Here is an 18,040-nt window from a genome sequence, read left to right on the forward strand (position 1 = left end):
TCAGTTCACCCCGGCGGCGTGCTGGAGGACCGGCAGGGTCACCGCGCCGGCGAAGACCCGGCCGTCGTCGGTGAGCAGGACGTTGAGCACCTTGGTGCTCACCAGGGTGCCGCCGTCGACCGGCTTGCCGAGCGACTTCACCAGTGCCTGCGGGTTCATCGACCGGGCCGCGTCGCCCCCGCGGCCACCGTGCTTGCCGGCCTTGCCGTCGCCCTTGGGCGCCGCGTCCACGGTGCCGGGCAACTGGGCGGAGACGACCGACGTCCAGCCCTCGCCGATCACGTTCACGCCCGGGTGCCCCTCGGCGCCCTGGTGCCCCTCGCCGCCCCGGTGCGCCCCGGCGCCGCCCGGTGCGCCCTCGGCCGCCGCGTCCGCCTTCCGGTCCGTCACCTTGGCGCCCTTGGGGGCGGTGAACTCGAACGTCTTGGCGTCCGGCTTGGCGAAGGACACCTCGGTGAAGCGGACGTTCAGCACGGTGCTGCCGTCGACGGACGTCACCGTCACCGCCAGTGGCACCCCGTTGTCGGCGTCCACCGCGATCCGGACCTCGGACAGCGTCGAGCCGGACTGGGTGGGCTTCACGCTCAGCTGGTAGGCGTTCTGCCCGGCCACCTTGGCCGTCCCGGCGACCGTCACCGAGGTGGTGCCGGCGCTCGCGGCCAGGAACTGCCTGGCGGCCTCCTGGGGGGTGGTCGGCAGCTCGGACAGTGGCGCCCCGGCGTGCCGCCCCTCGGCGGCCCGCCCGGTCGTGTGCACCGCGCTGTTGGAGGAGCTGTCCCAGGCCCAGGTCTGGTCGCCGTTGTGGACCAGGGTGTAGCCGGACGTCTTCTCCAGCACGTCCACCCGCTGGCGCTCCGGACCGTCCACCGCGACCCGCAGCGTCTGGTCCCCGCCGAGCAGGCCCATCAGCTTGGCCTGCGGGTCCGCGGCGGAGCCCTGGCCGCTGCCGCCGCCGTGCCCGCCGACCGCCCCGCCGAGACCGCCGGCCGCGCCCAGCAGCTGGCCGGGCACCCCGAGGTCGGTGGAGATCGAGACCGTCCCGGAGAGCGTCTGCGCCTCCGAGCCGAGCACCTTGGCGACCAACTGCTCCGCCGACACCGCCGGCAGGTCGGGCGCGCCGTCGGCGGCCAGCGCCGGGACCAGTCCCACCCCTGCGGCGATCACCGCGACGACCGCCACCGGCACCCCGGCGCGCATCAGGACGCGCCGTCGGGAGCGGTACGGCACACCGCCGTCCGGATCGGCCCCCGCCGCCTTCTCAATGGTCATGGCGTCCTCAACTCCTCCGCGAACACGTGTGATTGGCCCTGCCCTCCCATTAGAGGCCGCCGCGCCGCCGCCGTCATCGCCCTGTGGGGCCACATCGGGGTGGCCTTCTTGGGTACGCCGACCCTGAGACGGCCTCAGGGTTCGCTCCATCCGCGGTACCACCCCTGACATAGGCTCGCGCCATGGACGGAACCGCCACGGACTCCAGCACCCCGCCGACCGCCAACGCGATGCGCCGCGCCCTGCGCCGCGCCCGGGACGGCGTCGCCCTCGACGTGACCGAGGCCGCCGTGCTGCTCCAGGCCAGAGGCGACGATCTGCTGGACCTCTGTACGAGCGCCGCCCGGGTCCGGGACGCGGGCCTCGAAGCGGCCGGCCGCCCCGGCGTCATCACCTACTCCAAGAGCGTCTTCATCCCGCTCACCCGGCTCTGCCGCGACAAGTGCCACTACTGCACCTTCGCCACCGTCCCCGGCAAGCTGCGCCGGGAGGGGCACGGGATGTTCATGTCCCCGGACGAGGTGCTGGAGGTGGCCCGCCGGGGCGCCGAACTCGGCTGCAAGGAAGCCCTGATCACGCTCGGCGACAAGCCCGAGGACCGCTGGCCCGAGGCCCGCGAGTGGCTGGACGCGCACGGCTACGACGACACCATCGCCTACGTGCGCGCGATGTCGATCCGGATCCTGGAGGAGACCGGCCTGCTGCCGCACCTCAACCCCGGGGTGCTGGGCTGGACGGACTTCCAGCGCCTCAAGCCGGTCTCCGCCTCCATGGGCATGATGCTGGAGACCACCGCCACCCGGCTGTGGAGCGAGCCCGGCGGCCCGCACTTCGGCTCCCCGGACAAGGAGCCGGCCGTCCGGCTGCGGGTGCTGGAGGACGCCGGGCGCAGCTCCGTCCCGTTCACCAGCGGCCTGCTGATCGGCATCGGCGAGACGTACCAGGAGCGCGCCGAGTCGCTGTTCGCGCTGCGCAGGGTCTCCCGGGCGTACCACGGCGTCCAGGAGCTGATCCTGCAGAACTTCCGGGCCAAGCCGGACACCGCGATGCGCGGCATGCCGGACGCCGAACTGGACGAGCTGGTGGCCACGGTGGCGGTGGCCCGGCACCTGATGGGCCCCGCCGCCTGCCTCCAGGCCCCGCCGAACCTGGTGGACGGCGAGTACGAGCGGCTGATCGCGGCCGGCATCGACGACTGGGGCGGGGTCTCCCCGCTGACCCCGGACCACGTCAACCCCGAGCGCCCCTGGCCGCAGATCGAGCGGCTGGCCGAGCGGTCCGCGGCGGCCGGCTTCGAGCTGCGCGAGCGCCTCGCCGTCTACCCCGAGTACGTGCGCCGCGGCGAGCCCTGGCTGGACCCGCGGGTGCTGCCGCACGTCCGCGCCCTCGCCGACCCGGCCACCGGCCTGGCGGACCCGGACGCGGTGGTCCGAGGCCTGCCCTGGCAGGAACCCGAGGACCTGCCGGAGTCGTACGGGCGCACCGACCTGCACGCCAGCATCGACACCGAGGGCCGCACCGGCGACCGCCGGGCCGACTTCGAGGACGTGTACGGCGACTGGGAGGTGCTGCGCGAGCAGGTGCTCGCGAAGGGCGCCCCCGAGCGCCTCGCCGGGGACCTGCGGGAGGCCCTGGCGGTGGCCGCGGACGACCCGACGCGGCTGACCGACGACCAGGCGCTGGCCCTGTTCCACGCGGACGGCCCGGCCCTGGACGCGCTCTGCCGGATCGCCGACGACGTGCGCCGCGACGCGGTCGGGGAGGACGTCACCTACTGCGTCACCCGGAACATCAACTTCACCAACGTCTGCTACACCGGCTGCCGCTTCTGCGCCTTCGCCCAGCGCCGCACCGACGCGGACGCCTACACCCTCTCCCTGGAGCAGGTCGCCGACCGGGCCGCGCAGGCCTGGGAGGTGGGCGCCACCGAGGTCTGCATGCAGGGCGGCATCCACCCGGACCTGCCCGGCACCGCCTACTTCGACATCGCACGAGCGGTGAAGGAGCGGGTGCCCGGCATCCACGTGCACGCCTTCTCCCCGATGGAGGTGGTCAACGGCGCGACCCGCACCGGGCTGTCGATCCGGGACTGGCTGCAGCGGGCCAAGGAGTCGGGCCTGGACAGCATCCCGGGCACCGCCGCCGAGATCCTGGACGACGAGGTCCGCTGGGTGCTCACCAAGGGCAAGCTGCCGGCCGCCACCTGGGTCGAGGTGGTCACCACCGCGCACGAGCTGGGCCTGCGCTCCTCGTCCACGATGATGTACGGGCACGTGGACACCCCGGCGCACTGGCTGGGCCACCTGCGGCTGCTCGCCGGGATCCAGCAACGGACGGGCGGCTTCACCGAGTTCGTGACCCTGCCGTTCATCCACACCAACGCCCCGGTCTACCTGGCCGGCATCGCCCGGCCCGGCCCGACCGCCCGGGACAACCGCGCGGTGGTCGCCATGGCCCGGCTGCTGCTGCACCCGCACATCCCCAACATCCAGACCAGCTGGGTCAAGCTGGGCGCCGAGGGCGCGGCCGAGATGCTCCGCTCCGGCGCCAACGACCTCGGCGGCACGCTGATGGAGGAGACCATCTCGCGGATGGCCGGCTCGGCGTACGGGAGCTACAAGTCGGTGCGCGACCTCCAGGCGATCGCCGAGGCTGCGGGCCGCCCGCACCGTCAGCGCACCACCACCTACGGCGAGGTGCCGGCCGAGCGGCGGGCCGCGGCGCTGGCCTCGGACGGGCACCTGCCGGCGCTGCTGCCGGTGGTGGACTAGGGCGTGTCCGAACAATTCCCGTCGCACGCCTGGCGCGAATTGTCGGACACGCCCTGAGACCCGTGCCGTCCCGGCCGCCCCGCACGGGCGGCCGGGACGGGGCACCGGACGCCGGGGGAGGGGCCGATCCGATCGGCTCTTCGAATACAGTGCCAGGGCGCGCGGCCGGCCGACCGTCGCGCGGCCCCCACACCCGAGGAAAGGCGCCCCGTCGTGATGCCACTGTGGTCACGCGCCCAGCAGCAGGACTACCGCAGCCGGGTGCGGGGCTGTCTGCTCGGCGGTGCCATCGGCGACGCGCTCGGAGCCGGCGTCGAATTCGAGTCGCTGGAGAAGATCCGGGCCCAGCACGGCCCGCAGGGTGTCACCGGCTACCTCCCCGCGTACGGCCGCACGGGAGCCGTCACCGACGACACCCAGCTCAGCCTCTTCACCGTCGACGGCCTGATCCGCGCCCACATCCGGCGCGACACCGGCAGCTGGCACCCGCCCACCGACCTGCACCTGGCCTATCTGCGCTGGGCCGCCACCCAGCGCGACTGGGGCCCGGACGAGCGCCGCCCCGACCTCGGCTGGCTCGGCCGCGAGGAGTGGCTGTACGCCCAGCGCGCCCCCGGGCAGGGCTGCCTGTCCGGCCTCAGCGGGGCCGAGGCGGAGCGGCTCGGCACCCTGGAGGCCCCGAAGAACCCGCACTCCAAGGGCTGCGGCACGGTGGTGCGGGCGGCGCCCTTCGGGCTGCTCACCACCTGGGAGCCGGGGCTGGTGTTCCAGCTCGCGGTGGAGTGCTCGGTGCTCACTCACGGCCACCCCACCGGCTACCTCGCGGCGGGCGCGCTCGCGGTGATCGTCCAGTCCGTCGCCCGCGGCGGCACCCTGGAGGAGGGCGTGCACCTCGCGCTCGCGCTGCTCTCCGAGCGGCCGGCGCACGAGGAGACCACCGCCGCGCTGCGGGCCGCCCTGGACGCGGTGCGGGCCGGCGAGCCGTCCGCCGAGCGGGTCGAGGCGCTGGGGGAGGGCTGGGTCGCCGAGGAGGCGCTGGCGATCGGGGTCTACTGCGCCCTGGTCGCCCACGACGTGCGCTCGGGCCTGCTGCTCGCCGTCAACCACTCCGGGGACAGCGACTCCACCGGCGCCGTCTGCGGCAACCTGCTCGGGGTGCTGCACGGGGACACCGCGCTGCCGCCGGGCCTGCTGGCCGGGCTCGAAGGGCGCGGGGCGATCCTCGAACTCGCCGACGACTTCGTGCTGGAGCTGGTGCACGGCACCGAACTGCACGACCGGCGGACCCCGGAGGGGGTCAACTGGACCGGCCGCTACCCGGTGGTGAGTTGACCCGGGGCTCCCGGAAACCGGGCCCCCGAAACGGGAGTTGCCCGTAGCGCCGCCGCCGAGGGGCGACGGACACCGCTACGGGCAACTGGTCCGAGTGCGGAACCGGGTGGGCGGTCAGCCCGGGAGCTCACCGAAGAGGCCGCCCGCGGCGGCCGAGGCGAAGGCGTTCCAGGCCTCGGCCGAGAAGCGCAGCTGGGGGCCCCGGGGGTCCTTCGAGTCCCGGACGGCCACCTCCCCCGCTCCTGGGACGGCGATCTCCACGCAGGCGCCCTGGCCCCCGCTGTGACTGCTCTTGCGCCAACCGGCTCCGTACTCGGACGGGGTGATCATTCGTGGAATTCCTTCTCGATGTCGGCTATCAGCGACCGGCTCTCCGCGACACCGAGCGCGGCCGCTCTCAGGTAGTCGTACAGACCGGTATAGCGGCGCACGTCCGCCTCCTTCTCCAGGTAGAGATCGCTCGTCACACCTTCGAAGTAGACAACCGTGGAATCGGCTGACTCCGGGAACTCCAGCAGCGAGAATGTCCCGGTCATGCCGGGATGGGCGCCGTGCGAGAACGGGATCACCTGGATGGTGATGTTCGGGCGCTGGCTGAGCTCCAGCATCTGCCGCAGCTGCTGGGCCATCACCTGCTTGCTGCCGACCTCGCGGCGCAGCACCGCCTCGTCTATGACGGTCCACAGGCTTCCCAGCTGGTTCTCGCCGTGGACGCGCTCCTGGCGCTTCATCCGGACCTGTACCCGGCGCTGCACGGCGACCGCGTCGGTGTCCGGCTGGGTGCCCTCGACCACGGCCTGGGCGTAGTGCTCGGTCTGCAGCAGCCCGGGGACGAAGGAGGACTCGTACGCGCGGATCGAGGAGGCCTCGGCCTCCAGCCCGATGTAGACGCTGTACGGGGTCGGCATGTCGTTGAAGTCGTGCCACCAGCCGCGCTGGCGGGACTCCTTGGCCATCTCCATCAGGCTGGCGCGCAACTGGTCGTCGGGCACCTTGTAGACGTCGCAGAGGTCGCGCACGTCGCGCTGGCTGATGCTGCGGCGGCCGTTCTCCAGCCGGCTGATCTTCGACTGGGAGACCATCAGGCGGCCTGCGACCTCCTCCGCCGTCATGCCCAGGCCCTCGCGGAGCTTGCGCAGCTCCGAACCGAGGCGCCGACGGCGTACGGTGGGATTGACGTTGGCGGACACTTCGACCTCCGGCCGGACCTCTGGTGCTCGTTGGAACGGCAGTCCTCGGAACACTTCGGACATTGGGACCAACCCCCCTGACTCGGAGCAGCATGTCACCTTGGGCCAGGTCGGCGCCGGGGATTCACCGCAGCGCGGTAGAACAGATCATCGGAAAAGCGCTTCCGCGAGACAGCGAAAGCCCCCAGGTGGTAGTGCGGCTCGGTGGCTCGGACAGATGCTGTGGAGACCGCCCCCGGACCGGCCGGCACCTGCCCCGGCCCACGGCACGTGCGGGGGCGGGCGGCTTGCCGGGTGTCCGGGGACGGCGAAGGGGCGGTCGCCGGGCGACTCGCGTCGCGGGGCGACCGCCCCTCGGTGCTCGTGGTGGTGCCGGTGGTGCGTGCGGTGCGTCCGGCGCTCGTCGTGCTCCTGGCGCCGGTGGCACCGGTCGTGCGTCGGGTCGCTCGGCGCCCTCGGGTGGTGCGAGCGGAGCGGCCCGCGCCGCCGGGTGCGCGGCCGGTGGTGTCGGGCGCCGTGAGGGCTGCCCGCCGGGCCGCGCGGACCGTCGTGCTCAGTGGACCGTGGTGCTCGGTCGTCCGTCGTGCTCAGTGGACCGTGGTGCTCGGTCGTCCGTCGTGCTCAGCGTGCGCCGACCCGGGAGGCGGGGACCCGCCCGCCCGAACCCCGGCCCGCCGCACGGGCACCGGGACGGCCGGCGGCGGCCCCGGAACCCTGGGAAGAACGGTTCTGCTGTGCCGGAAGGCCGTTCTGCACGTCCATGACGGCGTGCGCGACCATCCCGCCCAGCGGGTCGTACCGGATCAGGTCGCGCAGCCGCGACCGCGAGGACCGTCCCTCGTTGCCCGGGTACAGGTGCTTGCCCAGCCCGACCGAGTGGGCCAGCGCGGCCAGCGCGGCCGTCCTCGGGTCCGGCGGGACACCGGTGCGGATCGCGGTGTCCAACCGCTGCTTGATCGCGGCGTTGGTGCAGTCGTCGGACGCCTGGTACCGGGTCGTCGGCAGCACCCCGCACACCTGGCCCGGCACGGCCGTGACCATGCCGCAGCGCTCCAGGTGCGCCAGATAGGTCTGCCGCAGCCCCAGCCGGGGCCCGCCGATCCAGTGCGCCGCGCGGACCGGACTGCCGCGTCGGCGCAGCAGTTCCAGTGCGTGGTCAAGGGTCGGGTCGCCGGTCGGCCGTGCGAGCACGACGGCGATCCGGTCTCCCTCCGGTACGATCCGTCCGGCCAGGGACAGCTCGACGAGCTGCGCCCCGGCGAGTCCGAGGTCGAGGGTCTGCGGCTGCGCCGTGGTACCCGTGGTCGGGTCCAAAGCGAGCAGCAAGAGTTCCTCGGGAACAGTTCTGCGGCTCTTGCCCATCCAAGCCTCCCCGCGTGGATGAGAGACAGGGTGACGCCTCTCACACGGGCTTGTCGAGTACGCCTCCGAATCGTGACCTTGCGGTGAGGGCGCGGAACCGGCGGCGGCGGGCCTGGCGTCTGACCGGTGAACAGGCCGTGGCGCGACCGGACGACGACAATAAGCGCCGGTCGGGCGGGGTGTGCACGGCCGGAACGGCCGCCGGTGGCGGAGACTGTACAGGTACACGGGGCGGGGCGTCGGCTTCCCGAAATCGGGTTCGCCGGTGCCCCGCCGGGCGTTGAGGAGGCTGGGATACGTGGGCGAGTCCCCCGACAGGGTGCTGAGGGACGGCGACGAGCGGCAGCGGGACCGCGAGCGCGAACGGACCGGTACGGCGGCGGGCGGCGCCGAGCCGGCCGCGGACGGCTCCGGCCCGGCGGCCGACGGTGCGTCAGCCGCGGCCGCCGCCGAGGCGACCGTCGAGACCTCCGCCGAGGCCTCCTCGGACACCTCCTCGGACGGCCCCGCGGAGACCTCCGGCGAGACGGCCCCGAAGGCGTCCGCCGACGCTCCGGCGACGGCCCCCGGGGGCGGCTCGACCGTACAGCTCCGCGTCCAGGATGTGGACAGCGAGACGACGATGCTGCGGCTGCCGGTGGACAACAAGACCACCGCGCTGCGGCTGCCCGAGGAGCTGGTGAAGGCCGCCGGCAAGGCGAGTTCCGAGGGTGAGGGGGAGAAGGGGGAGTCCTCGTCGGAAACCGTGGAGGCGGCCGAGCCCGCCGGGCGTCCGGTCACCGCCGACCCCCGTCTCACCATGCGGACTGGTGCCGCGGCGGCGGGGAAGGCCGCGGGGAAGGCGGCCGAGCCGTCGGGGGAGACCGGTGCCGAGGGCGTCGCCGAGCCGACGGCCGCACCGGACGGGGCTGCTGACGGAGCGACCGACAAGGCCGACAAAGCCAGCAAGTCCGACAAGGCCGACAAGGCCGCTGAGTCGGAGAAGTCAGAGAAGCCGGAGAAGTCGGATACGGCCGAGGCCGCCGGGGCCGAGGACGACCCGGAGGGCACCGGCGAGGCCGAGGACACCGGCGCCGAGGACACCCCCACCAAGGGCGACGTGACCCTCGCGCTGACCAAGACCGGGCAGCCTGGTCAGCCGTCGGGTCCGGCCGAGAAGCTGGAGAAGCCCGCGCCGCTGCGCGCCTCCGCCGCCCCCGCGGCCGGCACCGTCCCGGAGCCGAAGCCCGAGCCCGAGCCCAAGCCCGAGCCGCGTCCGAAGCCCAGGCCCGTCCCCGAGCCCGAGCCGACCCCCGCTCCGGCGCCGCGTCCGAAGCCGACCCCCGTGCCCGCCCCCGGGCCGGCCCCGAAGCCGCTGCCGCAGCCCGACCCGCGGCCGGTGCCACCGGTCCCGCCGCTGCCCAAGCCCGAGCCGCTTCCCAAGCCCGAGCCGCTGCCCGCGCCGGAGCCGCTGCCGTCGCCGGAGAACACCGCCGAGGCGATGGAGGTCCTGGCCTCCCTCAACGCCCGCCCGGTCTCGCCGCTGCGGCGCGCCCTCAAGCGGGTGACCATCTGGACGGTCTTCCTCGCCGTGGTGCTCGGCGCGCTCGCGGTCGCCCAGCTGCTGCGCCCGCTGCCGGACCCCAAGCTGAAGATGACCGCCGCGGGCGGCTACAGCTTCTCCGGCGACGCGCTCGACCTCGCCTGGCCGGCCAAGGGCCAGTCCGCCGCCGAGGTGGTCGGCATCGGCAGCCTCGGCAGTTCGGGCCCGGAGACGCCGGCCTCGATCGCCAGCGTCACCAAGGTGATGAACGCCTACCTGATCCTGCAGAAGTTCCCGCTGAAGAAGGGGGAGAGCGGGCCGAAGATCACCGTCGACAAGCAGGCCGCGCAGGAGTCCGGCAACGTCGACGAGTCCAAGGTGACGCTCACCGAGGGCCAGGTGCTCACCGAGTACCAGGCGCTGGAACTGCTGATGCTGCCCTCCGCCAACAACGTGGCCCGGCTGCTCGCCCGCTTCCACTCCGGCTCCGAGGCCGAGTTCGTCAAGCTGATGAACGACACCGCGGCCAAGTTCGGCATGGCCAACACCATCTACGCCGACCCGGCGGGCTTCAACGCGGACACCAAGTCCACGGCCAAGGACCAGCTGAAGCTGGCCGAGCAGGTCATGCAGGACGAGATCTTCCGGCAGATCGTCTCCACCCCGGAGACCAACTTCAACAACGCGAAGATCCCCAACACCAACAACCTGATCAACCCGAAGACCGGTGTCATCGGCGTCAAGACCGGCTCCAGCACCCCGGCCGGTGGCTGCCTGATGTGGGCCGCCTACAAGGAGATCGGCGGCGTGAAGCGGCTGATCCTCGGCGTCACGCTGGGCCAGCCGGCCACCTCCTCCGGCCCGGACGGCGGGATCCTGCCCACCGTGCTGAGGGTCAGCGGCAAGCAGATCCAGGCCGCCCAGAACGGCGTCACCGGGCAGACCGTGGTGAAGAAGGGCGACGTCGTCGGGTCGGTGGAGGACGGGCTCGGCCACAAGGTCGCGGTCGTCGCGACCAAGGACCTGGTGGTGGCGGGCTTCCCCGGCATCTCCGGCACGATCACCCTGGACACCCTGAAGATCGGCCACAGCGAGCCGGCCGGCAAGGAGGTCGGCGTGCTGCGGGTCGGCACCGGCGACGACGGCTCGGAGGTCCCGGTGGCCCTCCAGAGCGACCTCAACCCGCCGTCCATCCAGTCCCGGCTGCTGCGCACGCTGTGAGGCGCTGAGCCCGGCGGGCCGTCGAACGCGGCAGGACGAGGAAAGGGAGGAGGGGAGCCGGTCCACCGGCTCCCCTCCTCCCTTTCGCGCGCCCGGCGACGCCCCGCGGACGCGAGTCGAAGACAGGCCCTATACGTCCCGGTCGAGCAGCGCGAGCGTGAGCCCGCCGAGCGGGGTCACCCGGTCCGGGGCGCCGTACCGGGCGCGGAGCAGCTGCGCCTGGTCCGGCGGCATCGTGCCGAGCGGGTCCTCGGTGTCGCCGAGGACGATCAGCCAGATCCGCGACACGTCGCCCAGGCAGGCCTCCGGCTGCGGGCAGGGCGCCGGCGAGAGGTCCTCGGCGTCCTCGGCGCTCCGCGCGACGAAGACCGGGTAGGGGCGCACGTCCGAGGGCAGGTAGTAGCTGACGCCCGGCCAGGCCATCGCCCAGGCCTGGTCACCCAGCGGGGCCGCCATCCCGTCCCCGGCGCGGTAGCCGGCCGAGATCTCCAGGGCCGCCGCCTTGAACGGCTCCACCGAGCGGTTGTGCGACCCCACGTACCGCACCGACTGCAGTTCCGGCAGGGCCTTCACGGCCGGCACCGCGAGCAGCCCGGCGGCCAGCAGCCCGGCCACCGCGGCGGCCCCCCGGGGCTCCCGGCCGAGCCGGCGGGCCAGGCCCGTCACCGCGCCGTACACCGCCCCGGCGCCGCCGCCGGCCAGCGCCGCCCAGGCGGGCACCGTGAACAGCAGGTACCGCCCGAGGAAGTACGAGGTCTCGCCCGACCAGGACACCAGCCAGACGGCCGCCACCGGCAGCACCGCGAGCAGCAGCAGCTGCCAGGCCTGGATCCGCCGGCCGGGCAGCAACAGCGCCAGCAGCGCCAGCGGGAGGAAGGCGTGGAACACGTCCTCCGAGCCGAACAGCACCTCCCCGAAGGAGGTGAGGTCCTCCGTGGAGGGGGTCGGTATCCAGCCCAGCTGCCGGTCCGACTGCCGGCTTCCCAGCAGCACCACCGGCAGCACCGGCAGCGCCGCCACCACGACCGCCAGCGGGTACTGCCACAGCAGCCGCCACTCCACCGCCGAACGGGTCCGCCACAGGTGCAGCGCCACGAGCGCCACCTGCCCGGCGATGGTGCTGAAGGAGATCAGGTGCCCGGCGCCGGCCAGCGCCATGGCCAGGCAGTACGGCACCCAGCGCCGCCAGGACGGCCGGTCCAGCGCCCGCAGCAGGAAGAGCGAGGCCGCCGCGATCGCGCAGGTCACCAGGGCGTAGGAGCGCGCCTCCTGGGCGTACCGGGAGATCTCCGAGGGCACCGCGAGCAGCAGCCCGGCACCGACCGCCGCCACCCGGCTGCCGAACAGCCGCCGGGCGGTGAGCGACACCAGCGCCGCCGCCCCGGCCATCGCCAGCACGGAGGGCATTCGCAGCGCGATCGTCGAGTCGCCGAACACCGCCGTCCAGCCGTGCATCAGCACGTAGTACGCGCCGTTGCTGGCGTCGATGTGCTGGAGCAGCCGGAGCAGGTCGCCCGGCGAGCGGGTGGCCACCGTCCAGGTCGCGATCTCGTCCCGCCACAGGTCCGGCGTCCCCAGCCGGTACCCGCCCACCGCCAGCATGACGAGCGCGGGCCACACCCACACCTGACCCAACAGCCGACCGACCGGGTGCACAGCAGGTCTCATCGAGTCCTTCGTCTCCTTCAACGCGGTGCGCGGGCGCGTCCCACCATGCCGGGCAGGCTACTGGACCAGCCCTGACGCCCCGTCGGCCCCCCGTACCCCCTCCGTCACCCCGCGACCGACCCCCGATCCGGTACGCTGTGAGCGGCCTGGTGGCGTCCGGGCCGCGCCTCAGTAGCTCAGGGGATAGAGCACGGCTCTCCTAAAGCCGGTGTCGCAGGTTCGAATCCTGCCTGGGGCACAAGGTCGCAGGTGTACTGAGGCCCAGGTCAGAGGGGCGATCCCTCCGCTCTGGGCCTCAGCCACTCCTGGGATGTCAGTCCTCCTGTGCCACGTCCGTGCCAGAACCGTCCGGCGGGGCCTCCTTCTCCAGCTCCCGCTGGACCATCTCCCCCATCCGGTCGGCGATGGACCTGTCTCGGCCATCGGTCATGTGCTGGTAGATCAAAGCGGCCCGTGCGGTGCTGTGGCCCATGCGGATCATGAGCTCTCGGGTGCTCGCGCCGCTCCGCGCCGCCAACTCGTTGCCGAAGTGGCGGACGTCGTGGAAGTGCACGTCCTCCGGGAGCCCTGCCTTCACCTTCGCGGCGACCCAGTCGTCCCGGAAGTTGCTCCGGCGGAGCAGGCCTCCGCGTGGCCCGATGAACATGTGGCCGTTCGGGCCCTGCCCCGTGTAGTGCTCCAGGTGGTGCCGGAGGGCGTCCACGATCGAGGCGGGGAAGGCCACCGGTCGGAACCCGGCGCGGCTCTTCGGCGCCTTGTCGTACAGCCTCCCGCTGTACAGCTCGGCCTGGTTCCGGCGGACGCGGAGGACGCGGGCTTCCAGGTCGACGTCCCGCCGGCGGAGAGCGGCCAGCTCACCGAACCGCAGCGTGGTGAACGCGGCGATCAGGACCAGGGCTCGCCACCGGGGGGTGATGGCGCCGGCCACGGCGAAGACCTCGGTCACCGAGAGGACCGGCCGCTCGGGGACGTCGTACGTGTCGGCGCCCTTGATCCGGCACGGGTTGCGCTTGATCAGCTCATCGTCCACGGCCGTGTTCATGATGGCCCGCAGCACCTGGTACGCCTTGACCACAGTCGGCTCGCCCACGCCGGAGTCCAGCAGCCGGGTCCGCCAGGCCCGCACACGCGCCGGGGTGATCTGCATGATGAACCTCGGACCGAGGGTGGGCAGGATGTGCAGTCGGAGCGCGGTCTCGTACCGCTCCCGGGTGGTCTCCTCCAGCCTGCGCTCCTTGAGCCAGCGGGTGGCGTACTCGCCGAAGTTCACCTTGCCGGCGTCCGGATCGACCCACTTTTCGCGGGTGATGTCGGCTTCGAGCTGGCTCAGCCTGACCTCGGCGTCGGTCTTGGTGTCGTACGTCTTCTCGTCGGGCCGCAGCGCTCCCGTGAGCGGGTCGCGGTAGCGGACCTGCCAGCGGCCGGAGGGGAGCTGTCGGACGGCGCCGAAGCGGCGGCGGCTGTTCTTCTTGTTGGCCATCAGGCGGCGTTCCTGTTCGTGGTGCGGCGGGAGGAGATGGGCTGCACGGTGTTCGCGGCGATGAACTCGGCGACGGCGGAGGCCGGGATACGGACGAGGCGGCCGACCTTGACGAAGGTGATCCGGCGCTCCTCGATCAGCCGGCGGGGGAAGCGTTCGCCGCTGGTCTTCCAGGTGCCGAGCATCTCGGCGACCTCGGCGACGTTGAGCAACTGCTCTCGGTCCCCGGGGTTGGGAGTCTTGGCCAAGGTGTCCTCCTGCGGCGGGATGGTGTTCGTGAGCGCTTCCGAGAGCGACGAGTGGTCTTGGGGGCGCCGCAGAACCCGCAGAACCTGCAAAACCCCTCTGTATGGGCCTTGAGCTGCGGGTTTGTTGGCGGGGTTGGTTTCCGCAGAACTCCGGGAAACTCCCGCAAAACCTCGGCCTCTGTGGTGGCTGGTCGGGGTGGTGGGGGTTCTGCGGGAGTTTCCGGAGGTTTTGCGGGAGTGGCGTGGTTTGGTGTTTGTGCTGGTCAGATGGTGTTGGTGGGGGTTTTGCAGGTTCTGCGGGTTCTGCGGCGGGTTCTGGGTGCGGTCAGTTGGTGGAGTGGGTGACGGTGGGGTGGGTCTGGTAGCGAGGGGACGGCGGCCGGCCACCGCGGCTGGTGCGCTTGGGCGGTTCGATCTGCCTGATCCACCCGTGGTCCTCCAGCAGTGCGAGGGCGGGGTCGAGGTCGGCGACGGTGGGGAAGTCCGTGCGGGAGAGGGAGTTGAACAGCTCCCGGCGGCTGATGGACTCGCGGGGGTTGGCGGCGAGCCAGGCCAGGGCGGTGCGGGCCTTGGACAGGGCCGCGTCACTGCCCATGGCGTCAAAGACAGCGAGGGAGTGGGCGGTGAAGTACTCGCCGATGGTCCCGGCGGCGGCCATGGTCTCGCCGCTGATGGCGAGGTCATGGCCATCGGGGTGGGCGGCGAGGTGGAGCAGACCGGCGATTCGGCAGACCGCGCCGTCCAGTTTGGGAGCCCACTTGTTGGTGCCCGCCTGAGCGAGGGCGGCGCCGGGGCGCTGGGCGGCCTCAGTGCGCTTCTGCTGGGCGAGCAGGATCTCGTTCGCCTCGGCGGTGAGGGTGAGGCGCACCATCTCGGTGCGGGCGTGCATGGTGCGGGTGAGAACGCCCATCTGCCGGTCGTACTCGGCGGCTACGTCGTCGGGGATCAGGTCGGGGGTGACGTTGCGGTAGCCGATCATCGACTTCGGCAGCGAGTAGAGGAAGCGGGCGAGCAGACCGCGCGCGTCGGCGCCCTTGGTGTTGGCGAGGTCCTGGAACACCTCGGGCTGCACCGACAGGCCCATGGTCAGGGCCGGGGCGTCGAGGAACTGGGCCTCGCGGCCCTGCCGGTTGACGCGGAGCAGGTCCCCGGCGTGGCCCTTGAGGAACACCTCCATGTTGGGGCTGCCGGAGTAGCGGCCGGCCATGATGTCGAAGATGCCGCCCTCCGGGGAGAGGATCGCGGCCCGGCCGCCCTGGTCGGCCATGAGGGTGGCGAGACCCTCGGGGGTGATGTCGTCGGCGATGAGCTGCGGCTTCGGCGGGATCACCGCGCTCTCGGCCCGCTGGGCCAGGGCGATGGCCTCGGCGGTGGCGCCCTCGCGCTCTTCCAGGTTCGCGGTGGCGGCGCGCTTGGTGGCGGCCTCGGCGGCGGCGCGGGCGACCTTTGCGGCCACCTCCGCCTCGGCGCGGGCGGCGGCGGTCTGCTCCACCAGCTCCTTCTCCACGACGAGCAGGGGCCGGATCATCTCGCCGACCACGGCGGACTTCCGGTTGCCGGGCGGCAGCGCGACGACGGTGTAGACGTTCACCGGCTCGCGCCACCGACCGCGCACGCCCACCTCGGCCTTTCCTCCACAGGCGGTGGACAGGGCGGCCAGGGCCATGCATCCGGCGAGGTCGGGCGGGGTCTGGGTCTCCTCGGCGACGGCGGCGACCATGTCGGCCAGCCAGCCGGGCAGCGTGGTGGTGGGGAACAGCGGGAGCGCGTTGGCCTGGCCGAGGGGGACGGGGCTGTCCCACACGTCGACGGCCTGCGGCGGGGGCTCCAGCTGGTCCCAGCCCTCGCCGAACAGGCTGGTCACGTTCTCGTAGGGCTCTGCGGGGCGAGGGGCGGGTGCGGTCACGAAGACTCCTCCGGGTGTGTGGTCGGGTGGTGAGGGGGCCCGTGCGGGGCCGGGGATGTGTGGGCGCGGCGGGGCCATGGGAGACCGGATAAGCGCTGTTCCGGTCTCCCATGGCGGTGCCCGTGGTCAGGCGGCGCGGGAGGCGTTGGTGGCGGCTTGGAACCCGCGCCGGATGGCGTACTCGCACTCGGAGGACTTCAGGCCGGTCGCCAACCCGGCGTCGAGCAGGGTGTCGTGGGCGAGCTGTTCGTCCAGGGCGCGGGCGTGGATGAGGCGGCCGACGGCGGCGGCGGACGCCCACAGCCGGTTCTTGCGCCCGCCCTCGGTGGTGGCGCGGACCTTGTCGGCCTCACGGGTCAGCACGGCCCGGGTGTAGGCGTCCTGGTGGTGGATCCGCTCCCGCAGGGCCGCCGGGTCCGGGACGGTGACCGGGGCCGCCTTCGGGGCGAAAGCGGCGAGCAGGGCGGGCGGGGCGGGGGTGATGACGCCCGGGTCGGTGCCGGGGGCGAACAGGTAGGGGCCAGCGTCGCCGATGCTCCCGGGGCCGACCAGGTAGCCGCCGGTGCCGCGCACGTCGATGCCGAGCGCGTGACCGCGGGTCTTGCCGACGGAGTTGAGGACGTGGGTGCCGGGCTCGGTGGCCAGCCACAGGTGCCATCCTCCGGACGGGGTGGCGACGGTGGCGGTGGCCGGGACCGTGAACCCGTGCTCGACCTCCAGGGCATGCAGGTCGGCGACGCCGTCCAGGCCATCCTTGACGTCGAGGTCGATACCGATCAGGTACAGCGGCGCCCGGCCGCAGGCGATGCCGTAGCCGCTCGCCCACGGGGCGCGCTGGAACATGCGCCGGATCAGGTCCGGGTCGGTGGTGGCGTCGTGGACGCCGTGGCCGAGCCTGCCGCACTCGCCCCGGCACTGCCCGACCTTGGTGGGCGGGTGCGGGGAGGGCAATGCGGGGGTCTTGTGGGAGGTGAGCGGGAACACGGCGTGCCCGCGCTCGGCGGCGGTCAGAGCCGCGGACAGGGCGCGCTCCCAGTGTTCGGACACGGGAAGCTCCTCTCTGGGCGGGGATTCGGAAAGAAGCCCGGTGCCGGCCTCGCCAACAGCCGCGACCGGCACGGGGGCTGAAGTGCTGTGCCGCTGTTCGGCGCAGACCTTGTGCGAGGGCCTGCGCTCGTCGTCCCGCAGCGGGGTGGGGCGACCGCACCAACGGCACGGGCGGTCGCCCGTGCGGTCGAAGTGGGAGGCGTTGCGCCAGTCGAGCGGGGCGCCCATGGTGTGTCAGTCCTGGCCGGTGCCGCAGGCGCAGTTCTCGGGGGCGGCGCCCTGCCCGATCTGGCAGGCGCAGTAGATGAACCCGAGCGGGGTCTCGGCGGGCTCGCCGCCGGGGCCGTAGCGTCGGACGTCGTCCTCGATCGTGGCGAGTCCGGCGGCGCGGCGGGTGGCGCACGCGTCCGGGCTCTTCTCGATCCCGGTGACGTGGATGCCGAGCGCGCGGGCGGGCAGGTCGAGCCCGCCGACACCGGCGAACAGGTCCACGCCCCGCACGGGCCGGAGCTGCACGGGGAGGTCAGGCAGCACGCCGCACCCGCCCCTCGGGGAAGGCGAGGATGGTCGCGAGCCGGACCGGGGCGGTGGTGGGGGCCGGGGCACCCTCGCCGCCGTCGGGCGGGGCCGTGTCCGTCCGGGCGGTGCGGGTGGCGCGTTCGGCGGCGGACTCGGCGAGCACCTGCTGCACGGCGGTGGAGTCGGCGCGGGCGCCGCGCTGGGAGATGAGGACGGCGGCGCCGAGGACGACGCCGGGGCCGAAGAGGACGGCGGCGGTGATCGCGTCGGTGGTGGTGCTCACGGGGTACCTCCGGTGCGGGCGGCGTGGGCGAGCAGGTTCAGGACGTCGGTGCCGAGCAACGAGGCGCGCTGCTCGATCGCGGTCCAGGAGTCGGGGTCGATGTGCATGAGGGCGGCGAGGGCGGTGGCGGGCTCGCGGTCGGCGGCGGCCTGGAGGGCCTCGCGCAGGTGGACGGCGGCGAGCGGCCGGATCGGGGCGGGGGTGGTCATCGCGGGCGCCGGT

General features: G+C 73.3%; 15 protein-coding genes and 1 tRNA gene. 4 read left to right on the top strand and 12 right to left on the bottom strand.

The window, feature by feature from the left end; genetic code table 11:
* Complete coding sequence (locus tag ACIQ87_RS23725) at nt 1-1,269, bottom strand: outer membrane lipoprotein carrier protein LolA (RefSeq protein ID WP_402409857.1); 1,269 nt, start codon at nt 1,267-1,269, stop codon at nt 1-3.
* Nucleotides 1,270-1,451: 182 nt separating this feature from the next.
* Here ACIQ87_RS23725 and ACIQ87_RS23730 point away from each other — a divergent pair, with 182 nt between their 5' ends.
* Together ACIQ87_RS23730 and ACIQ87_RS23735 are read left to right on the top strand one after the other, a co-directional pair.
* The gene (locus ACIQ87_RS23730) at nt 1,452-4,040 is read left to right on the top strand and encodes a bifunctional FO biosynthesis protein CofGH (protein WP_402409859.1); all 2,589 of its coding nucleotides are present in this window, start codon (nt 1,452-1,454) and stop codon (nt 4,038-4,040) included.
* A 216-nt stretch (nt 4,041-4,256) separates the two neighbouring features.
* Nucleotides 4,257-5,372 (top strand): ADP-ribosylglycohydrolase family protein, encoded by a 1,116-nt coding sequence (locus ACIQ87_RS23735; RefSeq protein WP_402409860.1) that lies wholly within the window; start codon nt 4,257-4,259, stop codon nt 5,370-5,372.
* A gap of 114 nt (nt 5,373-5,486) precedes the next feature.
* Here ACIQ87_RS23735 and ACIQ87_RS23740 read toward each other — a convergent pair whose 3' ends face one another.
* From ACIQ87_RS23740 to ACIQ87_RS23750, 3 genes are all read right to left on the bottom strand, one after another.
* Nucleotides 5,487-5,702, bottom strand: coding sequence for a DUF397 domain-containing protein (locus ACIQ87_RS23740; RefSeq protein WP_392874118.1), 216 nt, complete (start codon nt 5,700-5,702; stop codon nt 5,487-5,489).
* Complete coding sequence (locus tag ACIQ87_RS23745) at nt 5,699-6,562, bottom strand: helix-turn-helix domain-containing protein (RefSeq protein ID WP_402409861.1); 864 nt, start codon at nt 6,560-6,562, stop codon at nt 5,699-5,701. Before ACIQ87_RS23745 ends, ACIQ87_RS23740 begins: the two co-directional genes overlap by 4 nt.
* Nucleotides 6,563-7,183: 621 nt before the next feature.
* On the bottom strand, nt 7,184-7,924 hold the full coding sequence (locus ACIQ87_RS23750; RefSeq protein WP_392914763.1) for a GPP34 family phosphoprotein: 741 nt from the start codon (nt 7,922-7,924) through the stop codon (nt 7,184-7,186).
* 298 nt (nt 7,925-8,222) lie between these two features.
* On the opposite strand from ACIQ87_RS23750, the gene ACIQ87_RS23755 reads away from it, so the two are divergent.
* Nucleotides 8,223-10,667, top strand: a complete 2,445-nt coding sequence (locus tag ACIQ87_RS23755; RefSeq protein ID WP_402409863.1) for a D-alanyl-D-alanine carboxypeptidase — start codon at nt 8,223-8,225, stop codon at nt 10,665-10,667.
* Between the two features lie 129 nt (nt 10,668-10,796).
* Here the strand turns inward: ACIQ87_RS23755 and ACIQ87_RS23760 are convergent, their stop codons facing one another.
* Nucleotides 10,797-12,335, bottom strand: coding sequence for a glycosyltransferase family 39 protein (locus ACIQ87_RS23760; protein WP_402409865.1), 1,539 nt, complete (start codon nt 12,333-12,335; stop codon nt 10,797-10,799).
* Nucleotides 12,336-12,500: 165 nt separating this feature from the next.
* On the opposite strand from ACIQ87_RS23760, the gene ACIQ87_RS23765 reads away from it, so the two are divergent.
* A tRNA-Arg gene (locus tag ACIQ87_RS23765) sits at nt 12,501-12,573 on the top strand.
* 75 nt (nt 12,574-12,648) lie between these two features.
* Here the strand turns inward: ACIQ87_RS23765 and ACIQ87_RS23770 are convergent.
* The 7 genes from ACIQ87_RS23770 to ACIQ87_RS23800 form a co-directional block, all read right to left on the bottom strand.
* The gene (locus ACIQ87_RS23770) at nt 12,649-13,815 is read right to left on the bottom strand and encodes a tyrosine-type recombinase/integrase (RefSeq protein ID WP_402409866.1); all 1,167 of its coding nucleotides are present in this window, start codon (nt 13,813-13,815) and stop codon (nt 12,649-12,651) included.
* On the bottom strand, nt 13,815-14,063 hold the full coding sequence (locus ACIQ87_RS23775) for an excisionase family DNA-binding protein (protein ID WP_402409868.1): 249 nt from the start codon (nt 14,061-14,063) through the stop codon (nt 13,815-13,817). The genes ACIQ87_RS23770 and ACIQ87_RS23775 overlap by 1 nt, the downstream gene beginning before the upstream one ends.
* A 325-nt stretch (nt 14,064-14,388) precedes the next feature.
* The gene (locus ACIQ87_RS23780) at nt 14,389-15,969 is read right to left on the bottom strand and encodes a YfjI family protein (RefSeq protein WP_402409870.1); all 1,581 of its coding nucleotides are present in this window, start codon (nt 15,967-15,969) and stop codon (nt 14,389-14,391) included.
* Nucleotides 15,970-16,095: 126 nt separating this feature from the next.
* Nucleotides 16,096-17,016 (bottom strand): bifunctional DNA primase/polymerase, encoded by a 921-nt coding sequence (locus tag ACIQ87_RS23785; protein ID WP_402409872.1) that lies wholly within the window; start codon nt 17,014-17,016, stop codon nt 16,096-16,098.
* 234 nt (nt 17,017-17,250) lie between these two features.
* Nucleotides 17,251-17,550 (bottom strand): hypothetical protein, encoded by a 300-nt coding sequence (locus tag ACIQ87_RS23790; RefSeq protein ID WP_402409874.1) that lies wholly within the window; start codon nt 17,548-17,550, stop codon nt 17,251-17,253.
* Nucleotides 17,540-17,818, bottom strand: a complete 279-nt coding sequence (locus ACIQ87_RS23795; protein ID WP_402409876.1) for a hypothetical protein — start codon at nt 17,816-17,818, stop codon at nt 17,540-17,542. Before ACIQ87_RS23795 ends, ACIQ87_RS23790 begins: the two co-directional genes overlap by 11 nt.
* Nucleotides 17,815-18,027 carry a hypothetical protein gene (locus ACIQ87_RS23800; RefSeq protein WP_402409877.1) on the bottom strand — a complete coding sequence of 71 codons (213 nt, stop codon included), beginning with the start codon at nt 18,025-18,027 and terminating at the stop codon, nt 17,815-17,817. Before ACIQ87_RS23800 ends, ACIQ87_RS23795 begins: the two co-directional genes overlap by 4 nt.
* Nucleotides 18,028-18,040 lie beyond the last annotated feature (13 nt).

The sequence above is a fragment of the Kitasatospora sp. NPDC096204 genome, from assembly GCF_044763205.1.
GTDB lineage: Bacteria > Actinomycetota > Actinomycetes > Streptomycetales > Streptomycetaceae > Kitasatospora.

Coding starts and splice junctions, on each gene's coding strand:
- ACIQ87_RS23770 (WP_402409866.1), bottom strand. CDS start 13,815: ATGGCCAACAAGAAGAACAGCCGCCGCCGCTTCGGCGCCGTCCGACAG.
- ACIQ87_RS23730 (WP_402409859.1), top strand. CDS start 1,452: ATGGACGGAACCGCCACGGACTCCAGCACCCCGCCGACCGCCAACGCG.
- ACIQ87_RS23725 (WP_402409857.1), bottom strand. CDS start 1,269: ATGACCATTGAGAAGGCGGCGGGGGCCGATCCGGACGGCGGTGTGCCG.
- ACIQ87_RS23750 (WP_392914763.1), bottom strand. CDS start 7,924: ATGGGCAAGAGCCGCAGAACTGTTCCCGAGGAACTCTTGCTGCTCGCT.
- ACIQ87_RS23740 (WP_392874118.1), bottom strand. CDS start 5,702: ATGATCACCCCGTCCGAGTACGGAGCCGGTTGGCGCAAGAGCAGTCAC.
- ACIQ87_RS23735 (WP_402409860.1), top strand. CDS start 4,257: ATGCCACTGTGGTCACGCGCCCAGCAGCAGGACTACCGCAGCCGGGTG.
- ACIQ87_RS23760 (WP_402409865.1), bottom strand. CDS start 12,335: ATGAGACCTGCTGTGCACCCGGTCGGTCGGCTGTTGGGTCAGGTGTGG.
- ACIQ87_RS23800 (WP_402409877.1), bottom strand. CDS start 18,027: ATGACCACCCCCGCCCCGATCCGGCCGCTCGCCGCCGTCCACCTGCGC.